The organism is Streptomyces flaveolus (genome assembly GCF_044765825.1).
Lineage (GTDB): Bacteria > Actinomycetota > Actinomycetes > Streptomycetales > Streptomycetaceae > Streptomyces > Streptomyces flaveolus.
Genome location: NZ_JBIWKU010000007.1, coordinates 273,926 through 298,386, shown reverse-complemented (window position 1 = coordinate 298,386; position 24,461 = coordinate 273,926). Strand labels below are relative to the sequence as shown.

At 74.3% G+C, this 24,461-nt stretch carries 23 protein-coding genes; 11 read left to right on the top strand and 12 right to left on the bottom strand.

Features of this window, described 5'->3' with window-relative positions:
* Window positions 1-4: 4 nt before the first annotated feature.
* Together ACIRG6_RS23000 and ACIRG6_RS22995 are read right to left on the bottom strand one after the other, a co-directional pair.
* Window positions 5-1,039 carry a lactonase family protein gene (locus tag ACIRG6_RS23000; protein ID WP_403324340.1) on the bottom strand — a complete coding sequence of 345 codons (1,035 nt, stop codon included), beginning with the start codon at window positions 1,037-1,039 and terminating at the stop codon, window positions 5-7.
* A gap of 129 nt (window positions 1,040-1,168) precedes the next feature.
* Complete coding sequence (locus ACIRG6_RS22995) at window positions 1,169-2,659, bottom strand: FUSC family protein (RefSeq protein WP_403324338.1); 1,491 nt, start codon at window positions 2,657-2,659, stop codon at window positions 1,169-1,171.
* A gap of 207 nt (window positions 2,660-2,866) precedes the next feature.
* On the opposite strand from ACIRG6_RS22995, the gene ACIRG6_RS22990 reads away from it, so the two are divergent.
* The 4 genes from ACIRG6_RS22990 (at window position 2,867) to ACIRG6_RS22975 (ending at window position 7,882) form a co-directional block, all read left to right on the top strand.
* Entirely contained in the window at window positions 2,867-3,343 is a 477-nt protein-coding gene (locus ACIRG6_RS22990) for an Lrp/AsnC family transcriptional regulator (protein ID WP_364678738.1), read from the top strand.
* 19 nt (window positions 3,344-3,362) lie between these two features.
* Entirely contained in the window at window positions 3,363-4,058 is a 696-nt protein-coding gene (locus tag ACIRG6_RS22985; RefSeq protein ID WP_403324336.1) for an HAD family hydrolase, read from the top strand.
* A gap of 133 nt (window positions 4,059-4,191) precedes the next feature.
* A complete protein-coding gene (locus ACIRG6_RS22980) occupies window positions 4,192-7,020 on the top strand; it encodes a beta-L-arabinofuranosidase domain-containing protein (RefSeq protein ID WP_364678596.1) in 2,829 nt (942 codons plus the stop codon).
* Between the two features lie 121 nt (window positions 7,021-7,141).
* The gene (locus ACIRG6_RS22975; protein WP_239766937.1) at window positions 7,142-7,882 is read left to right on the top strand and encodes a DUF4142 domain-containing protein; all 741 of its coding nucleotides are present in this window, start codon (window positions 7,142-7,144) and stop codon (window positions 7,880-7,882) included.
* Between the two features lie 32 nt (window positions 7,883-7,914).
* Here ACIRG6_RS22975 and ACIRG6_RS22970 read toward each other — a convergent pair whose 3' ends face one another.
* Window positions 7,915-8,691 (bottom strand): LysR substrate-binding domain-containing protein, encoded by a 777-nt coding sequence (locus ACIRG6_RS22970; RefSeq protein WP_403324333.1) that lies wholly within the window; start codon window positions 8,689-8,691, stop codon window positions 7,915-7,917.
* Window positions 8,692-8,749: 58 nt separating this feature from the next.
* Between ACIRG6_RS22970 and ACIRG6_RS22965 the strand changes: the two genes are divergently transcribed.
* Window positions 8,750-9,148 (top strand): DUF5997 family protein, encoded by a 399-nt coding sequence (locus tag ACIRG6_RS22965; RefSeq protein WP_239766933.1) that lies wholly within the window; start codon window positions 8,750-8,752, stop codon window positions 9,146-9,148.
* Between the two features lie 25 nt (window positions 9,149-9,173).
* On the opposite strand, the gene ACIRG6_RS22960 is transcribed toward ACIRG6_RS22965, so the two are convergent.
* From ACIRG6_RS22960 to ACIRG6_RS22950, 3 genes are all read right to left on the bottom strand, one after another.
* The gene (locus tag ACIRG6_RS22960) at window positions 9,174-9,665 is read right to left on the bottom strand and encodes a DUF1360 domain-containing protein (protein ID WP_225630221.1); all 492 of its coding nucleotides are present in this window, start codon (window positions 9,663-9,665) and stop codon (window positions 9,174-9,176) included.
* A gap of 164 nt (window positions 9,666-9,829) precedes the next feature.
* On the bottom strand, window positions 9,830-10,216 hold the full coding sequence (locus ACIRG6_RS22955; RefSeq protein ID WP_364678590.1) for a DUF2267 domain-containing protein: 387 nt from the start codon (window positions 10,214-10,216) through the stop codon (window positions 9,830-9,832).
* A gap of 106 nt (window positions 10,217-10,322) precedes the next feature.
* Window positions 10,323-11,489: an MGDG synthase family glycosyltransferase gene (locus ACIRG6_RS22950; protein ID WP_450152411.1), complete on the bottom strand. Its 1,167-nt coding sequence runs from the start codon at window positions 11,487-11,489 to the stop codon at window positions 10,323-10,325.
* A gap of 166 nt (window positions 11,490-11,655) precedes the next feature.
* Here ACIRG6_RS22950 and ACIRG6_RS22945 point away from each other — a divergent pair, with 166 nt between their 5' ends.
* The 3 genes from ACIRG6_RS22945 to ACIRG6_RS22935 are packed head-to-tail and all read left to right on the top strand — an operon-like array spanning window position 11,656 to window position 14,298.
* On the top strand, window positions 11,656-12,507 hold the full coding sequence (locus tag ACIRG6_RS22945) for an SDR family NAD(P)-dependent oxidoreductase (RefSeq protein ID WP_403324330.1): 852 nt from the start codon (window positions 11,656-11,658) through the stop codon (window positions 12,505-12,507).
* Window positions 12,508-12,523: 16 nt separating this feature from the next.
* Window positions 12,524-13,450 carry a DMT family transporter gene (locus ACIRG6_RS22940; RefSeq protein ID WP_350717742.1) on the top strand — a complete coding sequence of 309 codons (927 nt, stop codon included), beginning with the start codon at window positions 12,524-12,526 and terminating at the stop codon, window positions 13,448-13,450.
* Window positions 13,451-13,506: 56 nt separating this feature from the next.
* The gene (locus ACIRG6_RS22935) at window positions 13,507-14,298 is read left to right on the top strand and encodes a polysaccharide deacetylase family protein (protein ID WP_403324328.1); all 792 of its coding nucleotides are present in this window, start codon (window positions 13,507-13,509) and stop codon (window positions 14,296-14,298) included.
* Window positions 14,299-14,563: 265 nt separating this feature from the next.
* On the opposite strand, the gene ACIRG6_RS22930 is transcribed toward ACIRG6_RS22935, so the two are convergent.
* Genes ACIRG6_RS22930 through ACIRG6_RS22915 form a run of 4 tightly spaced genes read right to left on the bottom strand, consistent with a single transcriptional unit; the run spans window position 14,564 to window position 19,398 of the window.
* Window positions 14,564-15,694 (bottom strand): XdhC/CoxI family protein, encoded by a 1,131-nt coding sequence (locus ACIRG6_RS22930; protein WP_364678581.1) that lies wholly within the window; start codon window positions 15,692-15,694, stop codon window positions 14,564-14,566.
* Window positions 15,687-17,834, bottom strand: coding sequence for a xanthine dehydrogenase family protein molybdopterin-binding subunit (locus tag ACIRG6_RS22925; RefSeq protein ID WP_391984399.1), 2,148 nt, complete (start codon window positions 17,832-17,834; stop codon window positions 15,687-15,689). The genes ACIRG6_RS22930 and ACIRG6_RS22925 overlap by 8 nt, the downstream gene beginning before the upstream one ends.
* Complete coding sequence (locus ACIRG6_RS22920) at window positions 17,831-18,823, bottom strand: FAD binding domain-containing protein (protein ID WP_318217484.1); 993 nt, start codon at window positions 18,821-18,823, stop codon at window positions 17,831-17,833. The genes ACIRG6_RS22925 and ACIRG6_RS22920 overlap by 4 nt, the downstream gene beginning before the upstream one ends.
* Entirely contained in the window at window positions 18,820-19,398 is a 579-nt protein-coding gene (locus ACIRG6_RS22915; RefSeq protein ID WP_239766918.1) for a 2Fe-2S iron-sulfur cluster-binding protein, read from the bottom strand. Before ACIRG6_RS22915 ends, ACIRG6_RS22920 begins: the two co-directional genes overlap by 4 nt.
* Before the next feature lie 209 nt (window positions 19,399-19,607).
* On the opposite strand from ACIRG6_RS22915, the gene ACIRG6_RS22910 reads away from it, so the two are divergent.
* Window positions 19,608-20,198 (top strand): TetR/AcrR family transcriptional regulator, encoded by a 591-nt coding sequence (locus tag ACIRG6_RS22910; protein ID WP_364678573.1) that lies wholly within the window; start codon window positions 19,608-19,610, stop codon window positions 20,196-20,198.
* Here the strand turns inward: ACIRG6_RS22910 and ACIRG6_RS22905 are convergent.
* Both ACIRG6_RS22905 and ACIRG6_RS22900 read right to left on the bottom strand, forming a co-directional pair.
* Window positions 20,161-20,922, bottom strand: coding sequence for a response regulator (locus ACIRG6_RS22905; RefSeq protein ID WP_364678570.1), 762 nt, complete (start codon window positions 20,920-20,922; stop codon window positions 20,161-20,163). The genes ACIRG6_RS22910 and ACIRG6_RS22905 overlap by 38 nt on opposite strands.
* A complete protein-coding gene (locus tag ACIRG6_RS22900) occupies window positions 20,919-22,580 on the bottom strand; it encodes a sensor histidine kinase (protein WP_403324323.1) in 1,662 nt (553 codons plus the stop codon). Before ACIRG6_RS22900 ends, ACIRG6_RS22905 begins: the two co-directional genes overlap by 4 nt.
* 361 nt (window positions 22,581-22,941) lie before the next feature.
* On the opposite strand from ACIRG6_RS22900, the gene ACIRG6_RS22895 reads away from it, so the two are divergent.
* Window positions 22,942-23,928 carry a Bug family tripartite tricarboxylate transporter substrate binding protein gene (locus tag ACIRG6_RS22895; protein ID WP_239767712.1) on the top strand — a complete coding sequence of 329 codons (987 nt, stop codon included), beginning with the start codon at window positions 22,942-22,944 and terminating at the stop codon, window positions 23,926-23,928.
* Window positions 23,925-24,461, top strand: coding sequence for a tripartite tricarboxylate transporter TctB family protein (locus ACIRG6_RS22890; RefSeq protein WP_364678567.1), 537 nt, complete (start codon window positions 23,925-23,927; stop codon window positions 24,459-24,461). The genes ACIRG6_RS22895 and ACIRG6_RS22890 overlap by 4 nt, the downstream gene beginning before the upstream one ends.

Sequence of the window (24,461 nt, the reverse complement as noted above, 5' to 3'; positions counted from 1 at the left end):
GACCTCAGCCGAAGACCACGCAGGACGCCGCGGGCACCGCGAGCGAGCCGGCGCGGCGGGGCACTCCCGTCGCCGGGTCGAGCGCGAACCAGGTGACGTCTCCGGAGCGCTCGTTGGCCGCGTAGAGGAAGCCGTCCGACACGGCGATCGCCCGTGGCCAGTGGCCGCCGCAGGGGACGGTGCCGGTCAGCCGGAGCCCGTCGGGTTCGACGGCGAAGACGGACAGCACGTCCTCCCCGCGGGTCGCGGTCCACACGAAGCGGCCGTCGGGCGAGACGACGATGCCCGACGGATAGGCGTCCCCGGCCGGGGCGCCGGACAGCGCCGGAACCTCGGTGAGCGGCCGCAGCGTGCCCTCGGCGGCGTCCCACCGGCAGACGGTGACGGTCGGCACGAGTTCGTTGGCCACGTAGGCGTGGGTGCCGTCCGGGTGGAAGGCCAGGTGCCGGGGTCCCGAGCCGGGGCGCAGCGCGATCTCCCGGTGCACGGCGAGGGCGCCGTCCGTCAGGGTGCACACGCGCACCGAGTCGGTACCGAGGTCCACGCTGACGGCCCACCGCCCGCTGGGGTCCGGCTGCACCTGGTGGGCGTGCGGCCCCTGCTGGCGCTGGGCGTGCGGGCCGGAGCCGGTGTGCCGGAGCACGCCGGACGCGGACCGGGCGAGGGTGCCGTCGGAGCGGACGGGCACGGCGGTGACGCTTCCGGAGCCGTAGTTGGCGGTCAGGACGTGTCCGGCGAACAGACTGAGGTGGGTCGGCCCGTCGCCGGCGACCGGTACCGGCCGCCCGGCCGGCTCGGGCTTGTCCCCGGCGACGCGGTACGCCGCCACGGCCCCCTCGGCGGTCTCGCTGACGGCGTAGAGCGTGCCGCCGTCGGGGGCGAGGGCCAGATAGGAGGGGTCGCGAACGCCGTTCACGCTGCTCAGGACCGTCAGTGCGCCCTGGCCGGGGGTGACGGCCGCCGTCACGATCCCGGGGCCCCCGGCCGCCGTGAACGACCCGATGAACGCCCGCCGCTGCCGCCTGCCGCCGTCCGCCACCGCTGACCCCTCTCGTCCCGTGCCCCGTCGGGCACCGCGTCGAGTGCCGACTGATCGTCCGCCCTGGGGCGACGGTAGCAGTCGATCACGTGCGGTCTAGACCAAATGGGGGGTCCGGCCCCGGCGGGGTCAGGCACCGACCAGCGGAGAGCCGGACGGGCTGCGCAGCGGCGCGGCGAGTTCGGCCAGGGCGCGTTCCAGGCCGTGCAGGTGGGCCAGCGCCGGTTCGGCGGCGAGCGGCCGTTCCTGGTGGGCGGGGACGGCTCCGCCGCCGGTGAGCGCCTCGACCGCGGTCTCGACGCGCCAGCAGGCCGCGGCCAGGCGGGCGTCGTGCGAGGCTTCCGGGTCGGCGGCGACGGCGACCAGGCCGCGGATCTCCCGGGCGCAGTCGTCGAGGAGGGCGAGCACGCGCCGGGCGCGGCGCTTGCGGCCGTGCATCGGGTTGAGCGGGTGCACGAGCGGCGCGACCGACAGCCGGACCCGGCCGAGCAGCTGCTCCAGTTCGGCCACGCGGGGCGCCGGGTCGGCGTCCTCCGTGCCGGCGAGGCGGGCGGCGGCCTCGGCGGTGCAGGCGTGGACGCAGCGCAGGGCGCGCTGGATCCAGGCGTCGGTGACGGCGTGCGTGGTGACGGGCAGGACGAAGAGCACCGCGAGCACGGCACCGAGCGCGCCGACGCCGGTCTCGGCGATCCGCAGGGCGAGCAGCCCGGGGCTGAGGACGCCGAGGAGGCCGTAGAGCAGCTCGGCGAGCAGCGTCACGCAGAGCATCATCCAGGTGTAGGACACCGCGGCGGTGTAGAAGATGCCGAAGACGCAGGCGGCGGCGAGGACGGCCGTGGGCACCGCGGACCCGGCGACGGGGACGGCGATCAGGAAGCCGAGGCCGATGCCGACCACGGTGCCGAGCACCCGCCGGAAGCCGCGGACCAGGGTCTCGCCGCGCGAGGTGGTGTTGACGAAGACCCACCAGGTGGCGCCGACGGCCCAGTACCAGCGGTCGCCGGACACCAGCTGGCCCACGACCAGCGCGAAGCCCGCGCCGACGGTGGCCTGCACGGCCTGGCGGGTGGTGATGCGGGCGAGCCCGGTGCCGGCGGGCGGGGCGGGCACGGCCGCCGGGGGCAGGCGGCGCTCGTAGCACCACAGGCCGAAGCGGACGGCCGCGGCGGTGGCCACGGACAGCAGGACGGCGGCGTACATCTCGGGCAGCCGGTCCACGGTCGCGTGCAGGAACTGGGCGATGAAGAAGGTCATGAACGCGAACACGCCGAGGCTGTGACCGCGCGGGCCCCAGCGCCGGGCGTACACGCCCGCGCCGACCACGGCGAGGAAGGCGAGGTCGCGGGCCACGGGGTGGCCGTGCAGTCCGGCTGCGGCGGTCAGCACGGGCAGCCCCACCGCCGGCAGCAGCGCGGTGGTGACGGCCTGGCCGCGCACGGTGGTGTCGGTGACGGTGAACAGGGCGAGCAGCGCGGCGAGCCCGCCGATGACGGCGCCCACGAGGGAGATGCCTGCCAGGCCGCAGACGACGACGGCCAGGCCGATGCCGACGACGGCCCGCGCGGCGAAGCGCAGCCGCGCCCGCCCCGGGTCCGGGCTCACGAACACCCTCTTCAGCACTGACTACCGCCCCCTCGCACACTGACCCGAACATCACTGGCATGAAAAAGGCGCCGCGGGATCCGCAGCGCCATCGACCCCTCCATATCAGCATCCTTTCCACCAGTGGCTCAACTGCCGCTCCCGCGACTGGACCATTGGTACAGTGATCACGGCACTTCCACGGCCACCGAAGAGCCATTGGCCGACGAGAGGAACCAGGACGCCATGGCCGTCGACGAACTCGACACCCGCATCCTGCGGCTGCTGCTGGAGCAGCCGCGCACCAGCGTGCGCGAGTACGCCCGTCTCCTCGGGGTCGCCCGCGGGACGCTCCAGGCCCGGCTGGACCGCCTGGAGCGCGACGGTGTGATCACCGGTACCGCGCCCTCCCTCTCCCCCGCCGCGCTGGGTCATCCCGTGCTCGCGTTCGTGCACATCGAGGTCACCCAGGGCCACCTGGACGACGTGGGCGAGGCGCTGGCCGCCGTGCCGGAGATCGTCGAGGCGTTCTCCATCACGGGCGGCGGCGACCTGCTGACCCGGGTGGTGGCCCGGGACAACGCGCATCTGGAGGATGTCGTCCAGAAGCTGATCAGCCTGCCCGGCGTGGTCCGTACCCGCAGCGAGGTCGCCCTGCGCGAGCGCGTCGCGCACCGGCTGCTTCCGCTGGTGGAGTCGATCGGGCGCACGGCGCGGAAATGAGCCTTGGCATCCTGGTCCCATGAGCACTCTCGGTGGCATCTCGGTGGTCTTCGACCTCGACGGAACGCTCGTGGACAGCGAGCCGAACTACTACGAGGCGGGCCGGCGGACCCTCGCCGCGTACGGCGTGCCGGACTTCACCTGGGCCGACCACGAGGAGTACGTGGGCATCAGCACCCAGGAGACGGTCGCCGACTGGAAGCGGAGGTACGGCCTGAGCGCCCCGGTCGAGGAGCTGCTCGCCGCCAAGAACCGCCGCTATCTGGAGCTGGCCCGCACCTCCACGCGCGCGTACCCCGAGATGCGGAAGTTCGTCGAGCTGCTCGCGGGCGAGGGGGTGCCGCTGGCCGTGGCCTCGGGCTCCTCGCCGCAGGCCATCGAGGCGATCCTGTCCTGCACCGGACTGGACGCGTATCTGCGCACCGTCGTCTCGGCCGACGAGGTCGCGCACGGCAAGCCGGCCCCGGACGTCTTCCTGGAGGCGGCCCGCCGCCTCGGGGCGTCCCCGGCCGACTGCGTGGTCCTGGAGGACGCGGCCCCGGGGGCCGCCGCGGCGCACGCCGCCGGCATGCGCTGCATCGCCGTCCCGTACGTCGCCGCGCAGGCCGACGCCCCGGAGTTCGCCACCGCCGGGCTGCTGCTGCGTGGCGGGCAGGCGGAGTTCACCGCGCGGGCGGCGTACGACTGGCTCACGCGCGAGCCACGGGCCTCCTGACCCTACTCGTCAGTACCGTTGACGCTCCCTTTCCCCTTGCCTATCTTCTGGGCGACCTTTCGAACGCCGATCGATATATCGAACGACTTCGGGCAGCACGCCCCCAGGTGACAACCGAAGAAACGAGGAGCACATGGCAGCGCCCCTCTCCCGGCGGACCCTTCTGCTGGCCACCGCGATCGCCGCGGCAACACCCGGTGCGGCGCACGCGGCGAGCGGCCGGTCCGGCGCCGCTCCCCCGGCGCCGGCCGCGCTCGCGGGCCCCGCGGCACCGGCGACCTGGTCCGTACGGCCGTTCGGGCTGGAGGACGTGACGCTCGGCAAGGGGATCTTCGACGACAAGCGGCGGCTGATGCTGGACCACGCCCGCGGCTACGACGTGAACCGGCTGCTGCAGGTGTTCCGCGCCAACGCCGGCCTCTCCACCCTCGGCGCGGTCGCCCCCGGCGGCTGGGAGGGGCTGGACGGCGAGGCCAACGGCAATCTGCGCGGCCACTACACCGGCCACTTCCTGACCATGCTGTCCCAGGCGTACCGCGGGACCGGGGAGCGGCTGTTCGCCGAGCGGATCGGCACCATGGTCGGGGCGCTGGCCGAGGTGCGCGAAGCCCTGCGGCACGACCCCGCCGTGCTGAGCACGGACGGACGTTTCGGCACCGCCGCGGAGCACGTGCGCGGCTCCTGCCATTACGTCGAGCTGCCCACCGGCGTCCTCGCCGGCACCCCCGCGATCACCCTCGCCGCCTGGGTACGGCCCGCCCACGCCGGCGACTGGGCCCGGGTCCTCGACTTCGGCGACGACACCCGGCGCTACCTCTACCTCGCCGCCCGCAACGCCGCCGGGGTGCCGCGCTTCGCCATCACCGGCAGCGGCGCCGCGGGAGAGCAGAGCCTCGACGGCACGGCCGCGCTGCCGCTGAACGCGTGGAGCCACCTGGCCGTGACCCTGGCGGACGGCACCGGCACCCTCTACGTCGACGGCACCGCCGTGGCCCGCAACACGGGCATGACCCTGACGCCGGCGACCCTCGGCCCGCTCGCCCACCACTGGCTCGGCCGCTCGCACTACGCCGCCGACCCGGTGTTCGCGGGCGCCTTCGAGGAGTTCAACGTCTGGTCGCGCGCCCTGAGCGCCGCCGAGATCGCCGCCCTGCAGGGCAGCCGCGCGGCCGACGCCCCGGCCGGCCGGGGCGACCTCGCCTCGTACGCCTTCGACGAGACCCGCGGCGGCACCTTCGCGGACGCCTCGGGACGGGGCCTGACCGCCACGCTGCGCCGCACCTGGGGCGGGCCCAGCCACCCGGGGTTCCTCGCGGCGTACCCGGAGACCCAGTTCATCCAGCTGGAGTCGATGACCGGCAGCGACTACACCAAGGTCTGGGCGCCGTACTACACGGCGCACAAGATCCTCCGCGGCCTGCTGGACGCCCACCTCGCCACCGGCGACGACCGGGCGCTGGACCTCGCGTCCGGCATGGGCGACTGGATGCACTCCCGCCTGGTGAAGCTGCCCGCCGCCACGCTGCAACGCATGTGGGGCATCTTCTCCAGCGGGGAGTTCGGCGGCATCGCCGAGGCGGTCTGCGATCTGCACGCCCTCACCGGAAGGGCCGAACACCTCGCGCTGGCCCGGATGTTCGACCTCGACCGGCTGATCGACGCCTGCGCAGCGAACACCGACGTCCTCGACGGACTGCACGCCAACCAGCACATACCGATCTTCACCGGTCTGGTGCGGCTGTACGACGAGACGGGCGAGGAGCGCTACCTCACCGCGGCGAAGAACTTCTGGCGCATGGTCGTACCGCACCGCATGTACGCCATCGGCGGCACCAGCACCGGCGAGTTCTGGAAGGCCCGGGACGTGATCGCGGGCACGATCGGCGCCACCACGGCGGAGAGCTGCTGCGCGTACAACATGCTCAAGCTGAGCCGGGCCCTGTTCTTCCACGACCAGGATCCGGCGTACATGGACTACTACGAGCGGGCGCTGTACAACCAGGTGCTCGGCTCGAAGCAGGACGAGCCGGACGCCGAGAAGCCCCTCGTCACCTATTTCATCGGGCTGACGCCCGGTCATGTGCGGGACTACACCCCCAAGCAGGGCACGACGTGCTGCGAGGGCACGGGGATGGAGAGCGCCACCAAGTACCAGGACTCGGTGTACTTCGCCGCTGCCGACGGCAGCGCCCTGTACGTCAACCTCTACAGCCCCTCCACGCTCACCTGGGCGGAGAAGGGCGTCACCGTCACACAGACCACGGACTATCCCCGCGAGCAGGGCAGCACCCTGACGATCGGCGGCGGCAGCGCCTCCTTCGCGCTGCGGCTGCGCGTGCCGTCCTGGGCCTCCTCGGGCTTCCGGGTCACCGTCAACGGCCGTGCGGTACCGGGGACTGCCACGCCCGGCAGCTACGTCACCGTGTCCCGGACCTGGCGCCGGGGCGACACCGTGCGCGTCGGCATCCCCTTCCGGCTGCGGGTGGAGAGGGCCCCCGACGACCCGTCGCTGCAGGCCCTGTTCTACGGCCCCGTCAACCTGGTCGCCCGCAGCGCCGCCACCGGCCACCTCCACGTCGGGCTGTACCGCAACGCGGCGCTCTCCGGCGACCTGCTGCCCACCCTGACGCCCGTGCCCGGCAAGCCGCTCCACTACACGCTGGACGGCATCGAGTGGGCCCCGTTCGCCGAGGGGACCGAGGACCCGACGCACGCCTACGTGCGCCGCTCGGAACCCCGGGTCGTCCTGGGCGGCACCGACGCAGGCGTCACCAACCCGGCAAAGGAGGACGGCACCACGCTGCTCGACGAGATCTGGGCCGCGGCCCCGTTCCGCGGCAAGGGCGCCCTGGTGGCGCACGTACGGTCGACGGTGGACGCCTGGGTGGGCGCCGGACTGCTCGGGCGCGACGCGGGCGAGCGGGTGGTGGGGACCGCGCGGAAGGCGTCGTACGTGCCGTGACCGAGGCCGGCGAGAGACGGAACACATCTGCCCGTGCGGTTTTTACCCCCAGCGGTGATCAGACGGCTGTCCGCATCCGTACCTCCTGGTGTCCGAGCCTGTCGTCGCCCCAGGAGGCACGATGCGCATCACGCGCACCACGGCAGGGACGGCCTTCGTGGCCGGTTCCCTGGTCCTCACCCTCACCGCGCTCGCCTACCCGACCATGCTCGGCGTGCAGAACGCGGGCAGCGACCAGGCCCGCGTCGTCACCGAGACGCGGTACGGGCCGCTCACCGAGGCCGACCGGGACTTCGTGGTGAAGGTCCGTGCCGCCGGGCTGTGGGAGCACCCGCTCGGGCTGCTGGCCATGGAGCGGGGGACGACACCGGAGATGAGGGAGGCCGGTGAGCACCTGGTCGCCGGTCACTCGCGGCTCGACGCCACGTGCCGGCGGATCGCTCCGGAGCTGGGCATCACCCTGCCCAACCTGGCGTCCCCGCAGCAGCAGCAGTTCGTGGCGACCGTGAACGGGACCACGGGAAAGCAGTTCGACACCACCGCGGTCAACATCATGCGCATCACGCACGGCCAGATCTTCCCGGTGATCGCCAAGATCCGCGCCAACACCAAGAACTCCCTGGTGCGGCAGCTGGCCGACCAGGCCAACGACACCGTCCTGGATCACATCACCGTGCTGGAGAAGACCGGCCTGGTCAACTTCGACCAGGTCAACTTCCAGCAGTCGGCCCCGCCGAACCTGCCCAAGGCGCAGCTCACCCCGCCGGCTCCGCAGCCGGGCGAGCCGGTGCTGTCCCTCACCGAGCCGCCCGGGCTGGACGTCAACACGACGGCTCCGACGCCCGCTCCGACGGTCCGCTGAGGCCGGCGGGCGTCGCCCTCGTCACCGGCGGCTCACCTGCCGCGGGGCTTGCCTCGCCGGCCGCCGCCCTTGGCACTGCCGCCGGAGCCGCGCCGCGCGCCGCCGCCCTGCTTCCCGGCGGCCGGCTTCTTCGCGGCCGGTTTGCGCCGCACCGACGCCGTGGCGGTGCGCTCGTCCTTCGCCTGTGCCGGGGCGGAGCGCCGGCCCCGGGTGCTGTTGACGGTCCTGCCACGGACGATCCCGATGAACTCCTCCACCAGGTCGGTGTGCGCGTCCTCGGGCCACGACAGTGCCACGCCCGATCCGGGGGCGTCGGTGACCGGCCGGTACGTGAGGTCCTTGCGGTGGTGCAGGCGGGCCAGCGACAGGGGGACGACGAGGACGCCGATGCCGGCCGCCACCAGCTCGACGGCGTCCGCGGTGGTGGCCGGGCGCTCCAGGGCGGGCCGGCCGGGCGGCCGCTCCCAGCCGAGCACGTCGTCGAGGGGGTGCAGCACGATCTCGTCGGCCAGGTCCTCGACGGTCACCTCGTCGGCCGCGGTCACCAGGTGGTCCTTGGGGATCACCACGACGGTGGTCTCGGTGTAGAGGGGGATCGCGCTGAGCACGGCCCGGTCGACGGGCAGGCGCACCAGTCCGGCGTCCGCGTCGCCGCCCAGCAGCGCCCCGCCCGCCTCGCCGGGGGAGACCTGGGTCAGGGACAGCGGGACGTCCGGCAGCCGCTCGTTCCAGATGCGCACCCATTTGTCGGGCGTCACCCCCGGGACGTACGCGAGCCGGAACGAGGGGGGTTCTTCCGAGCCTGTCACCCCGCCAGGTTACCGGGCGTGGTCAGGAGCCGCTCACACGCTCGATACCCTTGACATCATGACGTCGCACCAGAACACCCAGACCATGAAGCCCGCGACCGCGGCGAAGAAGCTGGGTGTGTACCTCGAGGCCACACCCGCCGAGTTCCAGGAGGGCGTCGTCACGCGCGCCGAGCTGAACGCGCTGCAGGCCGATCCGCCGGAGTGGCTGCGCGAGCTGCGGCGCGAGGGGCCGCACCCGCGGCCGGTGGTGGCGGCCAAGCTGGGCGTGTCCATCGCGGGCCTGCGCCGCGGCGGCGTCGACGAACCGCTGACCACGGCGCAGATCGACGCGCTGAAGCAGGAGCGTCCCGAGTGGCTGGAGCGGGAGCAGGCCGTCCAGGCCGACGTCCGCAAGGAGGCCGCCCGCGTGAAGGAGCTCCACGCGGAGCGCGCCGCGCGCGCCGAACGCGGCTGACCGTCCGGGGCCACGGGCCCCCGGCTCAGCCCTCGGCCTTCTGCTCGGTCAGGCTCCACGCGTACTGCAGCCAGTCCGACAGCGCGACGGCGCTCAGCCCCGCGCTCAGCATGCGGCCGGTCCGGGGCGCGACCGCGTAGGTGCCGACCAGTCCGCCGGCCACCCAGGCCGAGGTGCAGAACGGGCAGGACACCAGGTCGCCGACGGCACGGCGCAACCCGCCGCCGCGCGGGGCGTCCATCACCTCGTTGGCCTCGCTGTCGCGTTCCCGGCGGGTGAACGGCGCCCGCACGAAGCTCGTCACCTTGTCCTTGGTCAGCAGCCGGGACGCCTTGAACGTCGCCGTCCCCAGCAGGGCCACGTCCCAGGGCGGGACGGTGTCGGGCAGTCGGACCCCACGGCGCCACGCCACCGCGGCGAACGTTCCGACAGCGGCCGCGAAGGTCGTCGCGAGCGTCGCGTATCCCGCGAGGGGGGTGTCGTCGTCGGCGCCGTAGCGCTGCTCACCGTCCGTCATGAATGCCTTCCTTTCGGGCGACGCCGCCCGGGGCCGCCTCGTCGACCGGGGCCGAGTGCCCTGTTGCGGCCGCCTGCAACGCCCGCCGCCGCGTCCGGCGCGGACGCGGGCGGCGCCGTCAGCCCGTCGCGGAACCGTCCGCCGGCCTGTCGCGGGACCGCTCGTCAGCCCGTCGCGGGGCCGCCGAAGAGGTCCGCGCAGTCGGCCGGCAGCGCGTCGCGGAGGCCGTCGGCGCGGTCGCCGGGCACCGCTTCGGCGAGGGTGGAGAGCACCGCGCCCGCGTCCCACTCCGCGGTGCGCGGCCGGGCGCCGGTCTGCTGGGCCACGCGCCGCAGGAACTCCTCACGGCCGAAGGACTCGGGGCGTCCCCGTTCCAGGCGCAGCGCGTCGTCCAGGGGCGCCGGCAGGTGGGCGGCCAGGGACGCGGCCTCCTGAGGCGCGATCCGGGACGCGATCACCCACAGCACGGCCGTGGTGACCTGCTCGGCCTCTTCCTCGCTGTGGTACTCCCCGCGGTCACGGACCCGGGTCAGGAATTCGTCGAGCCGCACGATGTCGCCTCCTTCCGCCGGTTCTCGCCCGGCCCCGGGTGCCCCCGGCCGGGGCGGGGGAAACGGACGCCGGCCCACCGGGCGGTCTCCGCGGCGCGGTCCGGGCTCACCGGCGTGCGCGCAACGCGTCGGCGACGTCGGTCACCCGGGTCACGGCGTCGGCGTCGTCCCGGAACAGCGCGCGTCCGGCGGCGATCCTCTCCCGGCGGGCGGGGCCCGGGGCGGTCAGCCGCCGCAGCGCCCCGAGCAGCGCGGCGTCGTCCTCGGCCACCTCCGACACGCCGAGCGCGGCCATCCGGTGGACGCCGTCCGCGCCGTGGCCGGGGATCGGACGGTGCCCCACGACCGGCAGTCCCGCGGCGAGTGCCTGGACGGCGGTCTGGCCGGCCGCGTTGTCCACCAGGGCGCGCGCGGCGTGCAGCAGGCCGGGCATGTCCGTCACCCAGCCGAGGGCGACCACGCCCGGGACGCCGGACAGTTCACGGCGCAGCCGCGCGTTGTCCCCGCAGAGCACGACCGGGAGGAAGCCGTGGTCCGACAGCAGCCGGACGGTGGCGCCCAGACGCGTGCCGACGCCCCAGGCACCGGCCGAGACCACGACGGGCGGCCGCCCGGGGCCGTGCCGTGCGAACAGCCCGCGCCACTCGTCCGCTCCGGGCGCGTCGGCGAAGAACTCGGGGGCCACCACCGGGCCGCAGGTCCCGGCGGGCGTGCCGGTGCTCCGCCGCACCTGGCGCGCGGCGTCCTGCGTGAGGCACAGACAGTGGTCGTTGCCGGGATGGAGCCACTGCCGGTGGACGACGAAGTCGATCACCAGCACGACGCTGGGCACGGGCAGCCGGCCGCGGGCGCGCAGATGTCCGGTCAGCTGGGCACCGAGGTGGAAGACGGGGACCACCACGTCCGCGCCCGTGCGGTCGGCCAGCCCTCGCAGCCGGGCGCCGGCGAGCCGGGCCAGGGGCGTTCCACTGGGCCGGCGCCCGCCGCCGGGGCGCAGGAACAGGCGGTACAGGGCGGCGTACGCCCAGGGGAAGTGCCGTACCGACCCGCGGTAGAAGAGCCGTAGCGCGGCGCCCAGGCCGTACGGCAGGAGCGCGAGGACGTCGACGACCAGGGCGTCGCCACCGCGTTCGCGGATCCGGCGGGCGAGTTCGGCCGCGACCGTGTCGTGCCCGGCGCCCATGCTCGCGCTGATCAGCAGCAGACGTCTGGTGTCCTGCGGGGCGCGCGGGGGCGCGGTCCGGCGGGGCGCGGATGAGCTGGGAGGATGCACGGCGCTTCAAGTTGCCCGCCCGACGTGTTCCAAACCGCGACACAAGCGGGCGTTTCGGACCTTCCACCAGGGATACTCCGTGACCGCCCGTCCGGCCGGACCCCGGGGGGCCCGACCAGCCGGTCGGGTCGTCTCCCGGACCCCGCCCCGAGCCAAGGTGGTCCCCATGGTCGATGCGTTCTCCCGCACCCGGTCCGCCCCCGGACCGCGGATCGCCGCACCCGACGCGGACTGCGCGAAGCGCCGGCCGCCCGTCGGCGAGCGGGATACACGGACACGAGCGGCGCTCGTGACCGGGGCCTCCTCCGGCATCGGCGCGGCCGTCGCCCGGCGGCTGGCCGACGGGGGCGACTGGCGGCTGGTGCTCAGCGGGCGCGACCCCTCCCGGCTGCGCGAGGTGGCGGAGGCCGCGTCGGCCACCGCCTTCGCCGCGGACCTCACCCTGCCCGGCGCCGACCGGCAGCTCGCCGACTTCGCCCTGGCCACGGTGGGTCGTGTGGACCTCCTGGTGGCGGGGGCCGGGATCGGCTGGGCCGGCGAGTTCCGCGACATGCCGCCGCACGCCATCGACGAGGTCTTCGGCATCGACGTCCTGGCCACGCTGCGACTGGTGCGGCTGCTGCTGCCGGGCATGATCGAGGCGGGCTCGGGGCGGGTGGTGCTCATCGGATCGCTGGCCGGCTGCGTGGGGGTGCGCGACGAGGCCGTGTACTCGGCCGCCAAGGCCGCGCTGGGCGCCTTCGCCGACGCCCTGCGGTACGAGGTGCGGGGCACGGGGGTCGGGGTGACCCATGTGGTGCCCGGTGTCGTCGACACGCCCTTCTTCGAGCGCCGCGGTGCGCCCTACCGGCGGTCCAGGCCGCGGCCGGTGCCGCCGGAGCGGGTCGCCGACGCGGTGCTCAGGGCGGTGGTGCGGGGCCGGGACGAGGTGTACGTGCCCGGCTGGCTGCGGCTGCCGTGCCGGGTCCGGGGCGCGGCGCCCGGACTGTACCGACGGATGGCCTCCCGGTTCGGATGAGCGGGAGCTCGCCGCGGTGAGTGTCCTCACCGTCGTCCTCGCCCTGTTCGCGGCGCTGTCCAACGCTGCGGCGTCGGTGCTGCAGCGCCGGGCCGCGGCACAGGACGAGGACCGGGCCGGCGCCGTCCACACGGTGGTGCACTCGCTGCTGCGGTTGATACGCGACCCGTACTGGGTGGGCGGCGCGGCGCTGCTCGCCCTGACGACGGTGCTGCAGGCGGCCGCCCTGGCGGTGGGCAGTCTGGCCGTCGTCCAACCGCTGATGGCGACCGAGCTGCTGTTCACTCTGGTCGTCGGCAGCATGATCTTCCATCGGCGCCCCGACCGGCGGACCTGGCTGGCGTTCGTGGCGCTGGCCGTCGGGCTGGCCCTGTTCCTCGGCGCCGCGTCCCCGTCGGCCGGGCACGACACCGCGACGCCGGGCCGCTGGCCCTGGGCGCTCCTGGCGCTGTTCTGCGTGGTGACGGGCTTCGCCGCCGCCGGCCGGCTGGTGCACGGAGCGCCCCGTGCCGCCCTGTTCGGATCGGCGTCCGCGGTGGCGTTCGGCGGTACGGCGGCGCTGCTGAAGGAGGTCACGGGGCGGTTCCCGCAGGGGGCGGGCGCCGTGCTGACGCAGTGGCCGCTGTACGCCACGGGAGTCGTGGGCGTGATCAGCTTCCTGCTCCTGCAGAGCGCGCTGCGGGCCGGGACCCTCGCCGCGTCGCAGCCCGCGCTCACCCTCGGGGACGCGCTGACCAGCGTCGGCCTCGGCTGGGGTCTGTTCGGGGAGGAGATCGGCCTCGGGGTGCGGGTGCTGCCCGAGCTGATCGGGGTGGCGCTGATCGGCCTCGGCAGTGTGGGGCTGGCCCGGGCGCCGTCGGTGCAGGGTGCCTGGGACACCGCACCGGCGGCGCGCGACGGGCCGGGTGGAGGGCGGCCCCGTCAGGAGCAGCAGAAATCGTGACCACCGGGACTTCCGGCACACCATGAACGTGATGTCCGGCGACAGGAGTGAGGCGGATGCGGGACAGGACCGGGGCCGTGCGGGTGGCGTACGCCGTCGTGCCGGTGGCCGCCGCGCTGGCCCACATCGGTCCGGCCGCGACCTGGCTGCCGGATCTGCGCCGCCGCTGGTTCCCCGCGCTGGCCGGACAGGGCCGTCCCGACCACGTCGCCCTCACCTTCGACGACGGCCCCGACCCGGCGTCCACGCCCCGCTTCCTCGACGCGCTGGAGGTGCTCGGCGTGCGGGCGACGTTCTTCGTACTGGGCGAGAACGTCGTACGGCATCCCGCGACGGCCCGTGAGCTGGTCCGGCGGGGTCACGAACTCGCCGTCCACGGCTGGTCGCACGACCGTCCCTGGCTGCCGTCGCCGGCGCGGGACGCGCGCGAGCTGCTGCGGGCCGTCCGCTCGGTGGCCGAGGTCACCGGCCGTCCACCGCGCTGGTACCGGCCGCCCTACGGCATCCTCACCTCCGGCCGCTGGGCCGCCGCCCGGCTGGCCGGGCTGCGCCCGGTCCTGTGGACGGCGTGGGGCAAGGACTGGCGGCACGACGCCACGCCCGCCTCCGTGCGGGCCACCGTCGCGGCGGACCTGCGCCCGGGCGGCACGGTCCTCCTGCACGACACCGACCACGTCTGCGCCCCGGGCAGCTGGCGGGCCGCCCTCGGCGCCCTCCCGGACCTCGTCGACGACTGCCGCGCGGCGGGTCTCACGGTGGGGCCGCTGGCCGCGCACGGGGTGGGCGGGGCTCGGCGCGACGGGCCGGGAGCGGCACCGCTTCGGCCACCGGTGCCGGGGCGGCCCTAGCGCCACGGAGCACAGCGCGGCCCAGTCCGCGCAGGAGCCCGATGCGTCCTCTCCCCCGTGGGTGCCGCGCGAGTACGCCGTGATCGCCGACGGTGAGCGCGGCGCGGTGCAGGACCCCCAGGTCCGGGCCGGGTGGCTGTCCGCCCCGGCGCCGGCACGACGACGCGGTGTACGGCAGCGACTGTGCGGCAACCTCCCCCAGGCCTTCGTGCACCCGACGATGCTGGAGTCCCCGGTCCACCCGGCCGGCGTGTCGACACGGCCGTCAGGCGGCGGCCCCGGACAGGTCCCGGTGGATCGGCGCCGCCCCGCCGGTCAGCGGCAGGCCGGTGCCGCCGCGCCGGGCGGCGACGATCTCCGCCGCGATGGACAGGGCCGTCTCCTCGGGGGTGCGGGCGCCGAGGTCCAGGCCGATGGGCGACCGCAGCCGGGCCAGCTCGTGCTCACCCAGGCCTGCTTCGCGCAGCCGTCGCTCCCGGTCCTCGTGGGTGCGCCGCGAGCCCATCGCGCCGACGTACGCGACCGGCATCCGCAGGGCCTCGGTCAGCAGCGGTACGTCGAACTTGGCGTCGTGGGTGAGGACGCACAGCACCGTGCGCCCGTCGGTCGGCGTGCCCCGCAGATAGCGGTGCGGCCAGTCGACGACGACCTCGTCGGCCTCGGGGAAGCGGGCCCGCGTCGCGAAGACGGGCCGGGCGTCGCACACGGTCACGTGGTGGCCGAGGAACTTGCCGGCGCGCACCAGCGCCGCGGCGAAGTCGACCGCGCCGAAGACGATCATGCGAGGCGGCGGCACCCGTGACTCGACGAGCAGCGTGAGCCCGCCGGGGCAGTGCGAACCGTCCTCCGACAGGCCGACCGTGCCGGTGCGCCCCGCGTCCAGCAGCGCCCGGGTCTCGGTCACCGCCGTGCGGTCCAGCTCCCGGTGGCCGCCGAGTCCGCCCTCGTACGAGCCGTCGGCGCGGACGAGCAGCGCCCGCCCGAGGAGCCCGGCCGGGCCCCGGACGACCCGGGCGAGGGCGGCCGGCTCGTCCCGGACGGCGGCCGACAGCGCCGCCCGGAACACCGCTCGCGAGGGTGCGTCGGAACCGACCGGGGTGATCAGCACGTCGATGACCCCGCCGCAGGTCAGCCCGACCGCGAAGGCGTCCTCGTCGCTGTACCCGAACCGTTCGCGCACCGTCTCGCCGTCGCGCAGGGCCGCGGTGCACAGGTCGTACACCGCGCCCTCCACGCAGCCGCCGGAGACCGAGCCGAGCGCCGTGCCCTCGCTGTCGACGGCGAGGGCCGCGCCGGGTCCGCGCGGCGCGCTGCCGCCGACGGAGACGACGGTGGCGACGGCGAACTCCCGTCCCTCCTCGATCCAGCGGTGCAGCTCACCGGCGATGTCAAGCATCCGCCGCTCCCCCGTCCGCGGGTCCCGCTCCCGCCAGCACGCGGTCGGGCCGGATCGGCAGGTGGCGGTGGCGGACGCCGGTGGCGTGCCGGACGGCGTTGGCGACGGCCGCGGCGGCGCCCACGATGCCGATCTCGCCGACGCCCTTGATGCCGACCGGGTCGTCGGGGTCGGGGTCATCCACCCAGTCCGCCTCGATGTCCGGGACGTCGGCGTGCGTGGCGACGTGGTAGCCGGCGAGGTCGGGGCCGTAGAGGCCGCCGGTGGTCCGGTCCCGGACCGCTTCCTCGTGCAGGGCCATGGAGATGCCCCAGACCATGCCGCCGACGAGCTGGTTGCGGGCGGTGAGCGGGTTGACGATCCGGCCCGCGGCGAAGATGCCGAGCATGCGGCGCACCCGCACCTCGCCGGTGGTGGTGTCCACGGCGACCTCGGCGAACTGCGCCCCGAAGGAGTGCCGTTCCTTCTGTGCGAGGGCGCCGAGGGCGGCGGTGGTGTCGGAGCGCACGGTGATGCCCTCGGGCGGGATGTCGGTGCCGAGGGCGAGCCGCTCGCGCAGTTCCGCGACGGCGGCCGTGATCGCCCAGGCCCAGGAGCGGGTGCCCATGGAGCCGCCGGCGATCATCGCCGGTCCGAAGTCGCTGTCCCCGATGCGGACGCGGACCCTGTCCGGCGTGACGTCCAGCGCGTCGGCGGCGACCAGGGTGAGGGCGGTGCGGGCGCCGGTGCCGATGTCGGCGGCGGCGATCCGCACGGTGAAGGTGCCGTCGGCCTCCGCGGTCACCAGGGCCGTGGAGGGCCCGGCGCCGGCGGGGAAGGAGGCGGCGGCCGTGCCGGTGCCCAGCAGCCAGCGCCCGTCACGGCGCACGCCGGGGCGCGGGTCCCGGTCCGCCCAGCCGAACCTGCGGGCGCCCTCGCGGAAGCAGGCGGCGAGGTTGCGGCTGCTGAACGGGTGCCCGGAGACCGGGCCCACCTCGGGCTCGTTGCGCAGACGCAGCTCGATCGGGTCGACGCCGCAGCGCTCGGCGAGTTCGTCGAGCGCCGACTCGATCGCGAACGACCCCGGTGCCTCGCCCGGCGCCCGCATGTAGGTCGGGGACGGCACGTCGAGGCGTGCGACGTGGTTGACGGTGCGGTGGGCCTCGGCGTCGTACATCACCCGGGCCACACCTGCGCCGGGCTCGACGAACTCGTACACCGTGGACGTCTGGTTCAGCGAGCGGTGCTCCAGCGCGCGGAGCCGGCCGTCGGTGTCGGCGCCGAGCCTGACGCGCTGGGCGGTGGGGCTGCGGTACCCGGCCAGCGAGAACATCTGACGCCGGGTCATGACGACGCGCACCGGCCGCTGGAGGACGGTCGCGGCCATCACGGCGGACACCTGGTGGGCGCGCAGACCCTTGCTGCCGAACCCGCCGCCGATGTGCTCCGAACGGACCCGCACCGCGGACTCGTCGAGGGAGAACATCTTCGCGAGTTCGCTCTGCACCCAGGTGGTGCCCTGGTTGGAGTCGACGACCTCGAGCCGTCCACCGTCCCAGAGCGCGGTCGCCGCGTGCGGCTCCATCATGCTGTGGTGCTCTTCGGGGGTGGTGTACTCGGCGTCCAGGACGACGGCGGACGCGGCGAGGGCGGCGTCCAGGTCGCCCTTCTCCGTCTCGGCGGGCATGTGTCCGCCCACGGGGTGGGCGTCGGGGTGGTCGGCGCGCAGGACGGTGTCGTGCGGCTCCTCGTCGTAGGTCACGGCGAGGGCCTCGGCGGCCTCCCGGGCCTGCTCGGGCGTCTCGGCGACGACGAGGGCGACGGGCCATCCGGCGTGCGGCACCCGGTCGTGCTGGAAGACGGCGGCGGTCGGGTCCGGGACGCCCAGCATGCCGACGTATTCGGTGTCGAGGCGCGGGGAGTTGCCGTGGTGCAGGACGGCCAGCACGCCCGGCATGGCGAGGACGGCGTCCGTGTCGAGGGAGCGGATGCGGCCACGCGTGACGGTGGACAGCACCAGCCAGCCGTGGGCGAGGTCGGCGAAGGGGATCTCACCGGCGTAGCGGGCCGCTCCGGTGACCTTGTCGCGGCCCTCCACGCGGGTGTGCGCGGTGCCGACGGCGCCCTGCACCGGCGTACGGCCGGTCGTGGCGGTGGTCATCGGGTGGCCTCCTCGGCGAGTTCGGTGAGCACGGCGATCACGAGGTTGCGCATGAGGGTCACCTTGTACGCGTTGTCGGGCAGGGGCCTCGCCGCGGCCAGTTCGGCGTCCGCGGCGGCGGCGAAGGTGTCGCCGCCGGCGGGTGCGCCGGTCAGCACGGCCTCGGCCGCGCGGGCCCGCCAGGGACGGGAGGCGACGGCGCCCAGGGCCAGCCGTGCCTCGCGGACGACGCCGTCCTCGATGTCGAGCGCGGCGGCGACCGACCCGATCGCGAAGGCGTACGAGGCGCGTTCGCGGACCTTGCGGTAGCGGGAGCGGGCGGCGACGGGGGCGGGCGGCAGGGTGACGCCGGTGATCAGCGCGCCGGGCGGCAGGGCGGTCTCCCGGTGCGGGGTGTCACCGACGGGGAGGTAGAAGTCGGCGAGCGGCAGCTCTCCCGGCCCGTCGGCGGTTTCGTAGGTGACGACCCCGTCGAAGGCGGTGAGGGCGACGCCCATGTCGGAAGGGTGCACGGCCACGCAGTGGTCGGAGGCGCCCAGCACGGCGTGGTTGTGGTGCTCGCCGGTGATCGCGGGGCAGCCGCTGCCGGGGACGCGCTTGTTGCACGGCTTGCTGACGTCGGTGAAGTAGCCGCAGCGGGTGCGCTGGAGCAGGTTCCCGCCGACGGTGGCCATGTTGCGCAGCTGCCCGGAGGCACCGGCCAGGACGGCCTGGGTCAACGCCGGGTAGCGGCGGCGGACTTCGGGGTGCGCGGCGAGGTCGCTGTTGGTGACGGTCGCGCCGATGCGCAGGCCGCCGTCAGCGGTCGGTTCGATGCCGTCCAGGGGGAGTTCGCGGACGTCGACGAGCAGGGCGGGCCGTTCGACGCCGGTCTTCATCAGGTCGACGAGGTTGGTGCCGCCGCCGAGGAAACGGGCGTCCGGGTCGGCGGCGAGCAGCGCCACGGCTCCGGAGACGTCGTCGGCGCGCTGGTAGCCGAACTCCCTCATACGGCGGCCTCCTCGGCGTTTTCCGCCCCGGTCTTCCCGTGGGCCTCGGCGGCGCGGGCGACGGCCTGGACGATCGAGACGTAGGCGCCGCAGCGGCACAGGTTGCCGCTCATCCGCTCACGGATCTCGTCGGGCGTCAGGGGTGGCGGTCCGGCCTCGGGCCGTACGTCGTCGGTGACGGCGCTCGGCCACCCGGCGGCGTGCTCCTCGATGACGGCGACGGCCGAGCAGATCTGGCCGGGCGTGCAGTAGCCGCACTGGTAACCGTCGAGGTCGAGGAAGGCCTGCTGCACCGGGTGCAGCCGGTCACCCTCGGCCATGCCTTCGATGGTGGTGATCTCGCGCCCCTCGGCCGCGACGGCGAGGTTGAGACAGGAGACGGCGCGACGCCCGTCGACCAGGACGGTGCAGGCGCCGCACTGCCCCTGGTCGCAGCCCTTCTTGGTACCGGTGAGGTCGAGGCGCTCGCGCAGGGCGTCGAGCAGGGTGGTGCGGTGGTCGACGGTCAGCTGGTGCTTCTCGCCGTTGATGTTCAGGGTGATGGCACTGGACGTCGATGAGGGCGCTGGGGCCATGGTCAGCCTTCTTTGGTGTCTGGTGACAGGGAAAACGGGCTGGAGGCGTGAGTTCATCGAGGGGCGGAGGTCACCGGCCGGTCCCGCCGGCCGGCATCCGCCGCTAAAGTGGGCAGAGAACCGGACAACTGTCCGTTCACCGAAAACGTAACGGACAGTTGTCCGGTTAGCAAGAACGGGATTCGGCCACGGACCCGGAAGGAGTACGGGTGTCGCAGGCGAAGAGGGACAATCCGGACGCTCCGCTGCGCTCGGACGCCCAGCGCAACCGTGAGCGGATCCTGCACGTGGCCACGGAGGAACTGACGCGCTGCGCGGACGCGCCGTTGAGCGCCATCGCCAAGAAGGCGGGCGTCGGGCAGGGCACCTTCTACCGCAACTTCCCGAGCCGCGAGGCCCTCGTCCTGGAGGTCTACCGCTACGAGATGCAGCAGGTGGCCGATGCGGCGCCCCAGCTGCTGGCCACCCGTGAGCCCGATCGGGCCCTGCGCGAGTGGATGGACCGCCTCGCCGGGTTCGCCATGACCAAGGCCGGCCTGGCGGACGCGATCCGGCTGGTCACCAGCGCGCCCGGCAGCCCGGAGAAGCCGCACCCCACCCCGGTCATGGACGCGGCCGGGCTCCTCCTGCGCGCCAACGAGGAGGCCGGCACCATCCGGCCCGGGATCACCGCGGACGACTTCTTCCTCGTCATCGGCGGTCTGTGGCTGATCGACCCAGGCGAGGACTGGCAGCCGCGGGCCACCCGGTTCCTGGACTTCGTCATGGACGGCCTGCGGGCGGGAGCGCCAGGCCGGTGACCGCGCCCCGGAAGCGGTAGCGGCGTTCGGGACGGCCCGCCACCCCGTAGCGCAGGGACACCTCCGCGGTGCCCACGGTGTGGAAGTACTCCAGGTAGCGGCGGGCGCTGACCCGGGAGACGCCGGTCAGCGCCGCGCACTCGCTGGCGGACAGCGTTCCCTCGGCGTCGCGGAGGGTCCGTTCGACCAGCTCGGCCGTCTCCACGCTCATCCCCTTGGGCAGCGCCGGGACGGCGGCGACCGGTGCCGCCGCCCCGGCCAGCACGCGGTCGACGTCGGCCTGGCTGCGCACGACGGTGCCGAGCAGCCGGCCGCGCTGCACGGCGTAGCGCTCCAGCCGGGCCCGCAGGTCCTCGAAGTCGAACGGCTTGAGCAGGTAGTCGACGACTCCGTGGCGTACGGCGCCGCGCACCGTGTCCGCCTCCCGGGCCGCGCTGATGACCATGACGTCGCAGTCGTGGCCGGCCGCGCGCAGCCGGGGGATGACGTCGAGGCCGAAGAGGTCGGGCAGGTACAGATCGAGCAGGATCAGATCGGGGCGGAGTTCGCCGACGGCGGCGAGGGCCTGTTCGCCGGTACCGGCGACTCCCACGACCCGGAAGGGCTCGACGCGTTCCACATAGGCGCGGTGGACCCGGGCCACCATGAAGTCGTCGTCGACGACGAGCACGCCGATCGCGTCGATGGCGGCCCTCGCGCCGCCGATGCCGCTCGTCCCCTTCATGGTGCTGCTCCTTCCGCCACCGCGTCGGTGAGGTGGCTGACCGTCATGCGTGCCGTGAACACGGCCCCTTCGGAGGTGTTGGTCACCGAGATCTCGCCGCCGTGACGTTCGCAGACCAGCCGGGTCAGCGCCAGGCCGATGCCGCGCTCGCCCTGCCGGGCGGCCTTGGTGGTGAAGCCGTGGGAGAAGACCTCGCGGGCCAGTGCGGGCGCCACGCCGGGCCCCGAGTCACGGACCACGATCTCCACGCCGGTGGCGTCCTGCCTCAGCTCGACCTCGACCCAGGCGGCTTCGTCCCCGTGCGTCGCGGCGGCGTCCACCGCGTTGTCGACGAGGTTGCCGACCACGGTCGCCACATCGGCGGCGTCCTCGGGGGCGAGCCGGCCCAGGGCGGTGCGCTCGGAGACGCACAGGGCGACCTTCCGTTCGGCCGCCAGGGAGGACTTCGCCGTCAGCAGTGCGGCGACGGCGGTGTCGCGGACCCGGCGGCTGAGGGTGACGTCGAGGGACTGGCGGCGCTGGTTGAGCGCCCTGATGTAGCGCACCACCTCGTCCTGCTCGCCGATCTGGATCAGCCCGGAGATGGTGTGCAGCTGGTTGGCGAACTCGTGGGCCTGGGCGCGCAGCAGCTCGGAGGTGCTGCGGAAGGCGCCGATCTCCCGTTCCAGACGGGCCAGTTCGGTGCGGTCGCGCAGGGTGGTGACCGAGCCGAGCGGGCGGCCGTCCTTGGTGACGGTCATGCGGTTCATCACCAGGACCCGGCCGTGGCGGACGACGACCTCGTCACGCCGCCCGCCCGTCTCGTGCCGTTCGACAGCGTCCGCCGTGGCACCGGTCAGGACCTCCAGGAGGCGCCCGTCGATGCCCAGGCCGTCCAGGCTCTGGCCCACGCAGTCCTCGGGCAGGTCGAGCAGTCGCCGGCCCATCTCGTTGACCAGGGTGATCCGGTGCTGCGGATCGAGGGCGACCACGCCCTCGGCGATGCCGTAGAGCATTGCCTCCCGGTGTTCGGCGAGCCCGGCGATCTCGCGCGGTTCCAGGCCGAGGGTCTGCCGTTTGACGCGCCGGGCGAGCAGCCAGGAGCCGGCCACACCGAGGCCGCTGGCGATGCCGAGGTAGGCGAGGAGGTAGGAGGAGGCGCCGCCGAGCCGCTGCCACACCGTGGGGTCGGCCTCGCCGACCATCACCGTGCCGAGGTGCCGGCCGAGGGTCTCCGGGGTGTCCCCGAGCACCGGCACCTGTGCGACGAGTTCCCGGCTGCCGCCCAGCGCCAGCGCCCCCGACCAGCCGCGTCCCTCGACGGCGTCGTCGGCGAGCGGCAGCCGGGCGCCGACCACGGTCGGGTCGGTGGAGCTGACGATGCGGCCGCCGGCGTCGGCCACCGTGACCGACGTGACCCCGGACTGGGTCTGCGTGGAGTTCACCAGCGGAGCCAGCGCCTCCCGCGGTACGGGGCGCAGCAGCTGGCTGCGGACGAGTGGAGTGGCGGCGAGCTGTTCGGCCAGGGCGGCGACGCGGCGGCCCTCGACCCGGTTGAACGTGGCCTTCGACTGGGCGAGCGAGACGGCGGCCACCGCGAGCAGCACCACCACGACGATGGCGAGCTGGAGGACCAGCATCTCGCCCGCGAGGGTGTGACGGCGGAAGGTGGGGGCCACGGCGTACTCGATCTCGGCTGACGGGGGCGGGGGTGACGGAGTGGGGGTGTCGGGGCGGGGTGCCGGGTCGCCATCATGGCGTCCACCTGCGGCGAAGGAAAGGGATGTGCTGTCTTCGCAATGAACCGGCGATGCGCCGGTGACGCGGGCCGCACCGGTGGCCCGGCGCCCCGGCGACACGCGGTGGCGCGTCGTGAACGGCACGGCGAGGCGCGGCGGGTGCCGCGACCGCAAAGACCACAACCTCCCTTGGTTCCGCAAGGAAGACACACCGGCGGGCCGCGGGCACCATGTGGCCCACATCACCCTCCCCCACAGGGCTCCCCGTACCGACCTACCCAACCGACAGGTGGTGGCATTCGTGCGCCTGCGCACTCCCCTTGCTCTGCTCGGGGCCGCCGTGCTCGTCCTCGCCGGTCCCCCGCTGCTCTCGACGGGCAGCGAGTCCGAGACCGGCACGCAGATTCCCGGCCTGCGCTTCATGGTCCCCAACACCCCCGGCGGCGGCTACGACATCACCGCCCGCACGGCCGCGAAGAACGCCGAGGACGCCGGACTCACGCACAACATCGAGGTGTTCAACCTGCCCGGCGCGGGCGGCACCGTGGGGCTGAGCCGGCTGGTGAGCGAGCACGGCAACGGCAAGCTCGCCATGTCCATGGGCCTCGGCGTCGTGGGCGCCGCCCGTTCCAACCACGCGCCCAAGACCCTCGCCGACACCACGCCGATCGCGCGGCTCACCGAGGAGCAGGACGTCGTCGTGGTCGGCAAGGACTCCCCGTACAGGACGATCGACGAGCTGATCACCGCCTGGAAGAAGGACCCGGGCAAGATCCCCGTCGGCGGTGGCTCGTCCCCGGGCGGGCCCGACCACCTCGCGCCGATGCTGATGGCCCAGGCCGCCGGGATCTCGCCCAAGTCCGTCAATTACATCCCCTTCGACGGGGGCGGCGAGCTGCTCGCCTCGATCCTCGGCAACAAGGTCGGTTTCGGGGTCTCCGGCGTCGGCGAGTACCTGGACCAGATCAGGGCGGGCGAGCTGAGGGTGCTCGCGGTGACGGGCCCGGAGCGCGTGGACGACCTCGAGGACGCCCCGACGCTGAAGGAGTCCGGCTACGACGTGGACTTCACCAACTGGCGCGGCATCGTGGCCCCGCCCGGCCTGACCGACGCGGAGCGGAGCAAGCTGACCCGCCTGGTCGAGGAGCTGCACGACTCTCCCGAATGGAAGAAGTCCCTGGAGCAGAACGGCTGGGACGACGCCTTCCTGACGGGTGAGGAGTTCGGCGCGTTCCTGGACGCCCAGGACAAGCGTGTGGTGTCGGTGCTGAAGGAGCTGGGACTGTGACGACGCGGACCGAGACGCCCGCCGAACCGGCCGCCGTGCGCCGCTCGTGGCTGCGCGACCACTCCGAACTGGGCGTGTGCGTGCTGCTGCTGGCGCTCGGCGTGCTGGTGCTGACCGACGCGCTGACCATGGACGTCGACATCACCCAGCGGGGTCCGGTCGGCCCGAAGACGGTCCCTGTCGTCGTCGGCGCGGGACTGCTGGTGATCGCCGCGCTGCTCGCCGTGGACGTCCTGCGCGGCGGCCGGGGCGAGGCCGAGGGCGGCGAGGACATCGACCTGTCCGAACCGGCCGACTGGCGCACGGTGCTGCTGCTGGCCGGGATCTTCCTGGGCGCGGCCGTGCTGATCGAGCCGGCCGGTTTCCCCGTCGCGGGCGCGCTGTTGTTCTGGGGTGCCGCCTTCGCGCTCGGCAGCCGGCGCGTCGACCGCGATCCGCTGATCGCCGCGGTGCTGTCCCTGCTCACGTACGTCGTCTTCGACAAGCTGCTCGGAGTGCCGCTGCCCGGTGGTCCGCTGATGGGAGTGCTGTGA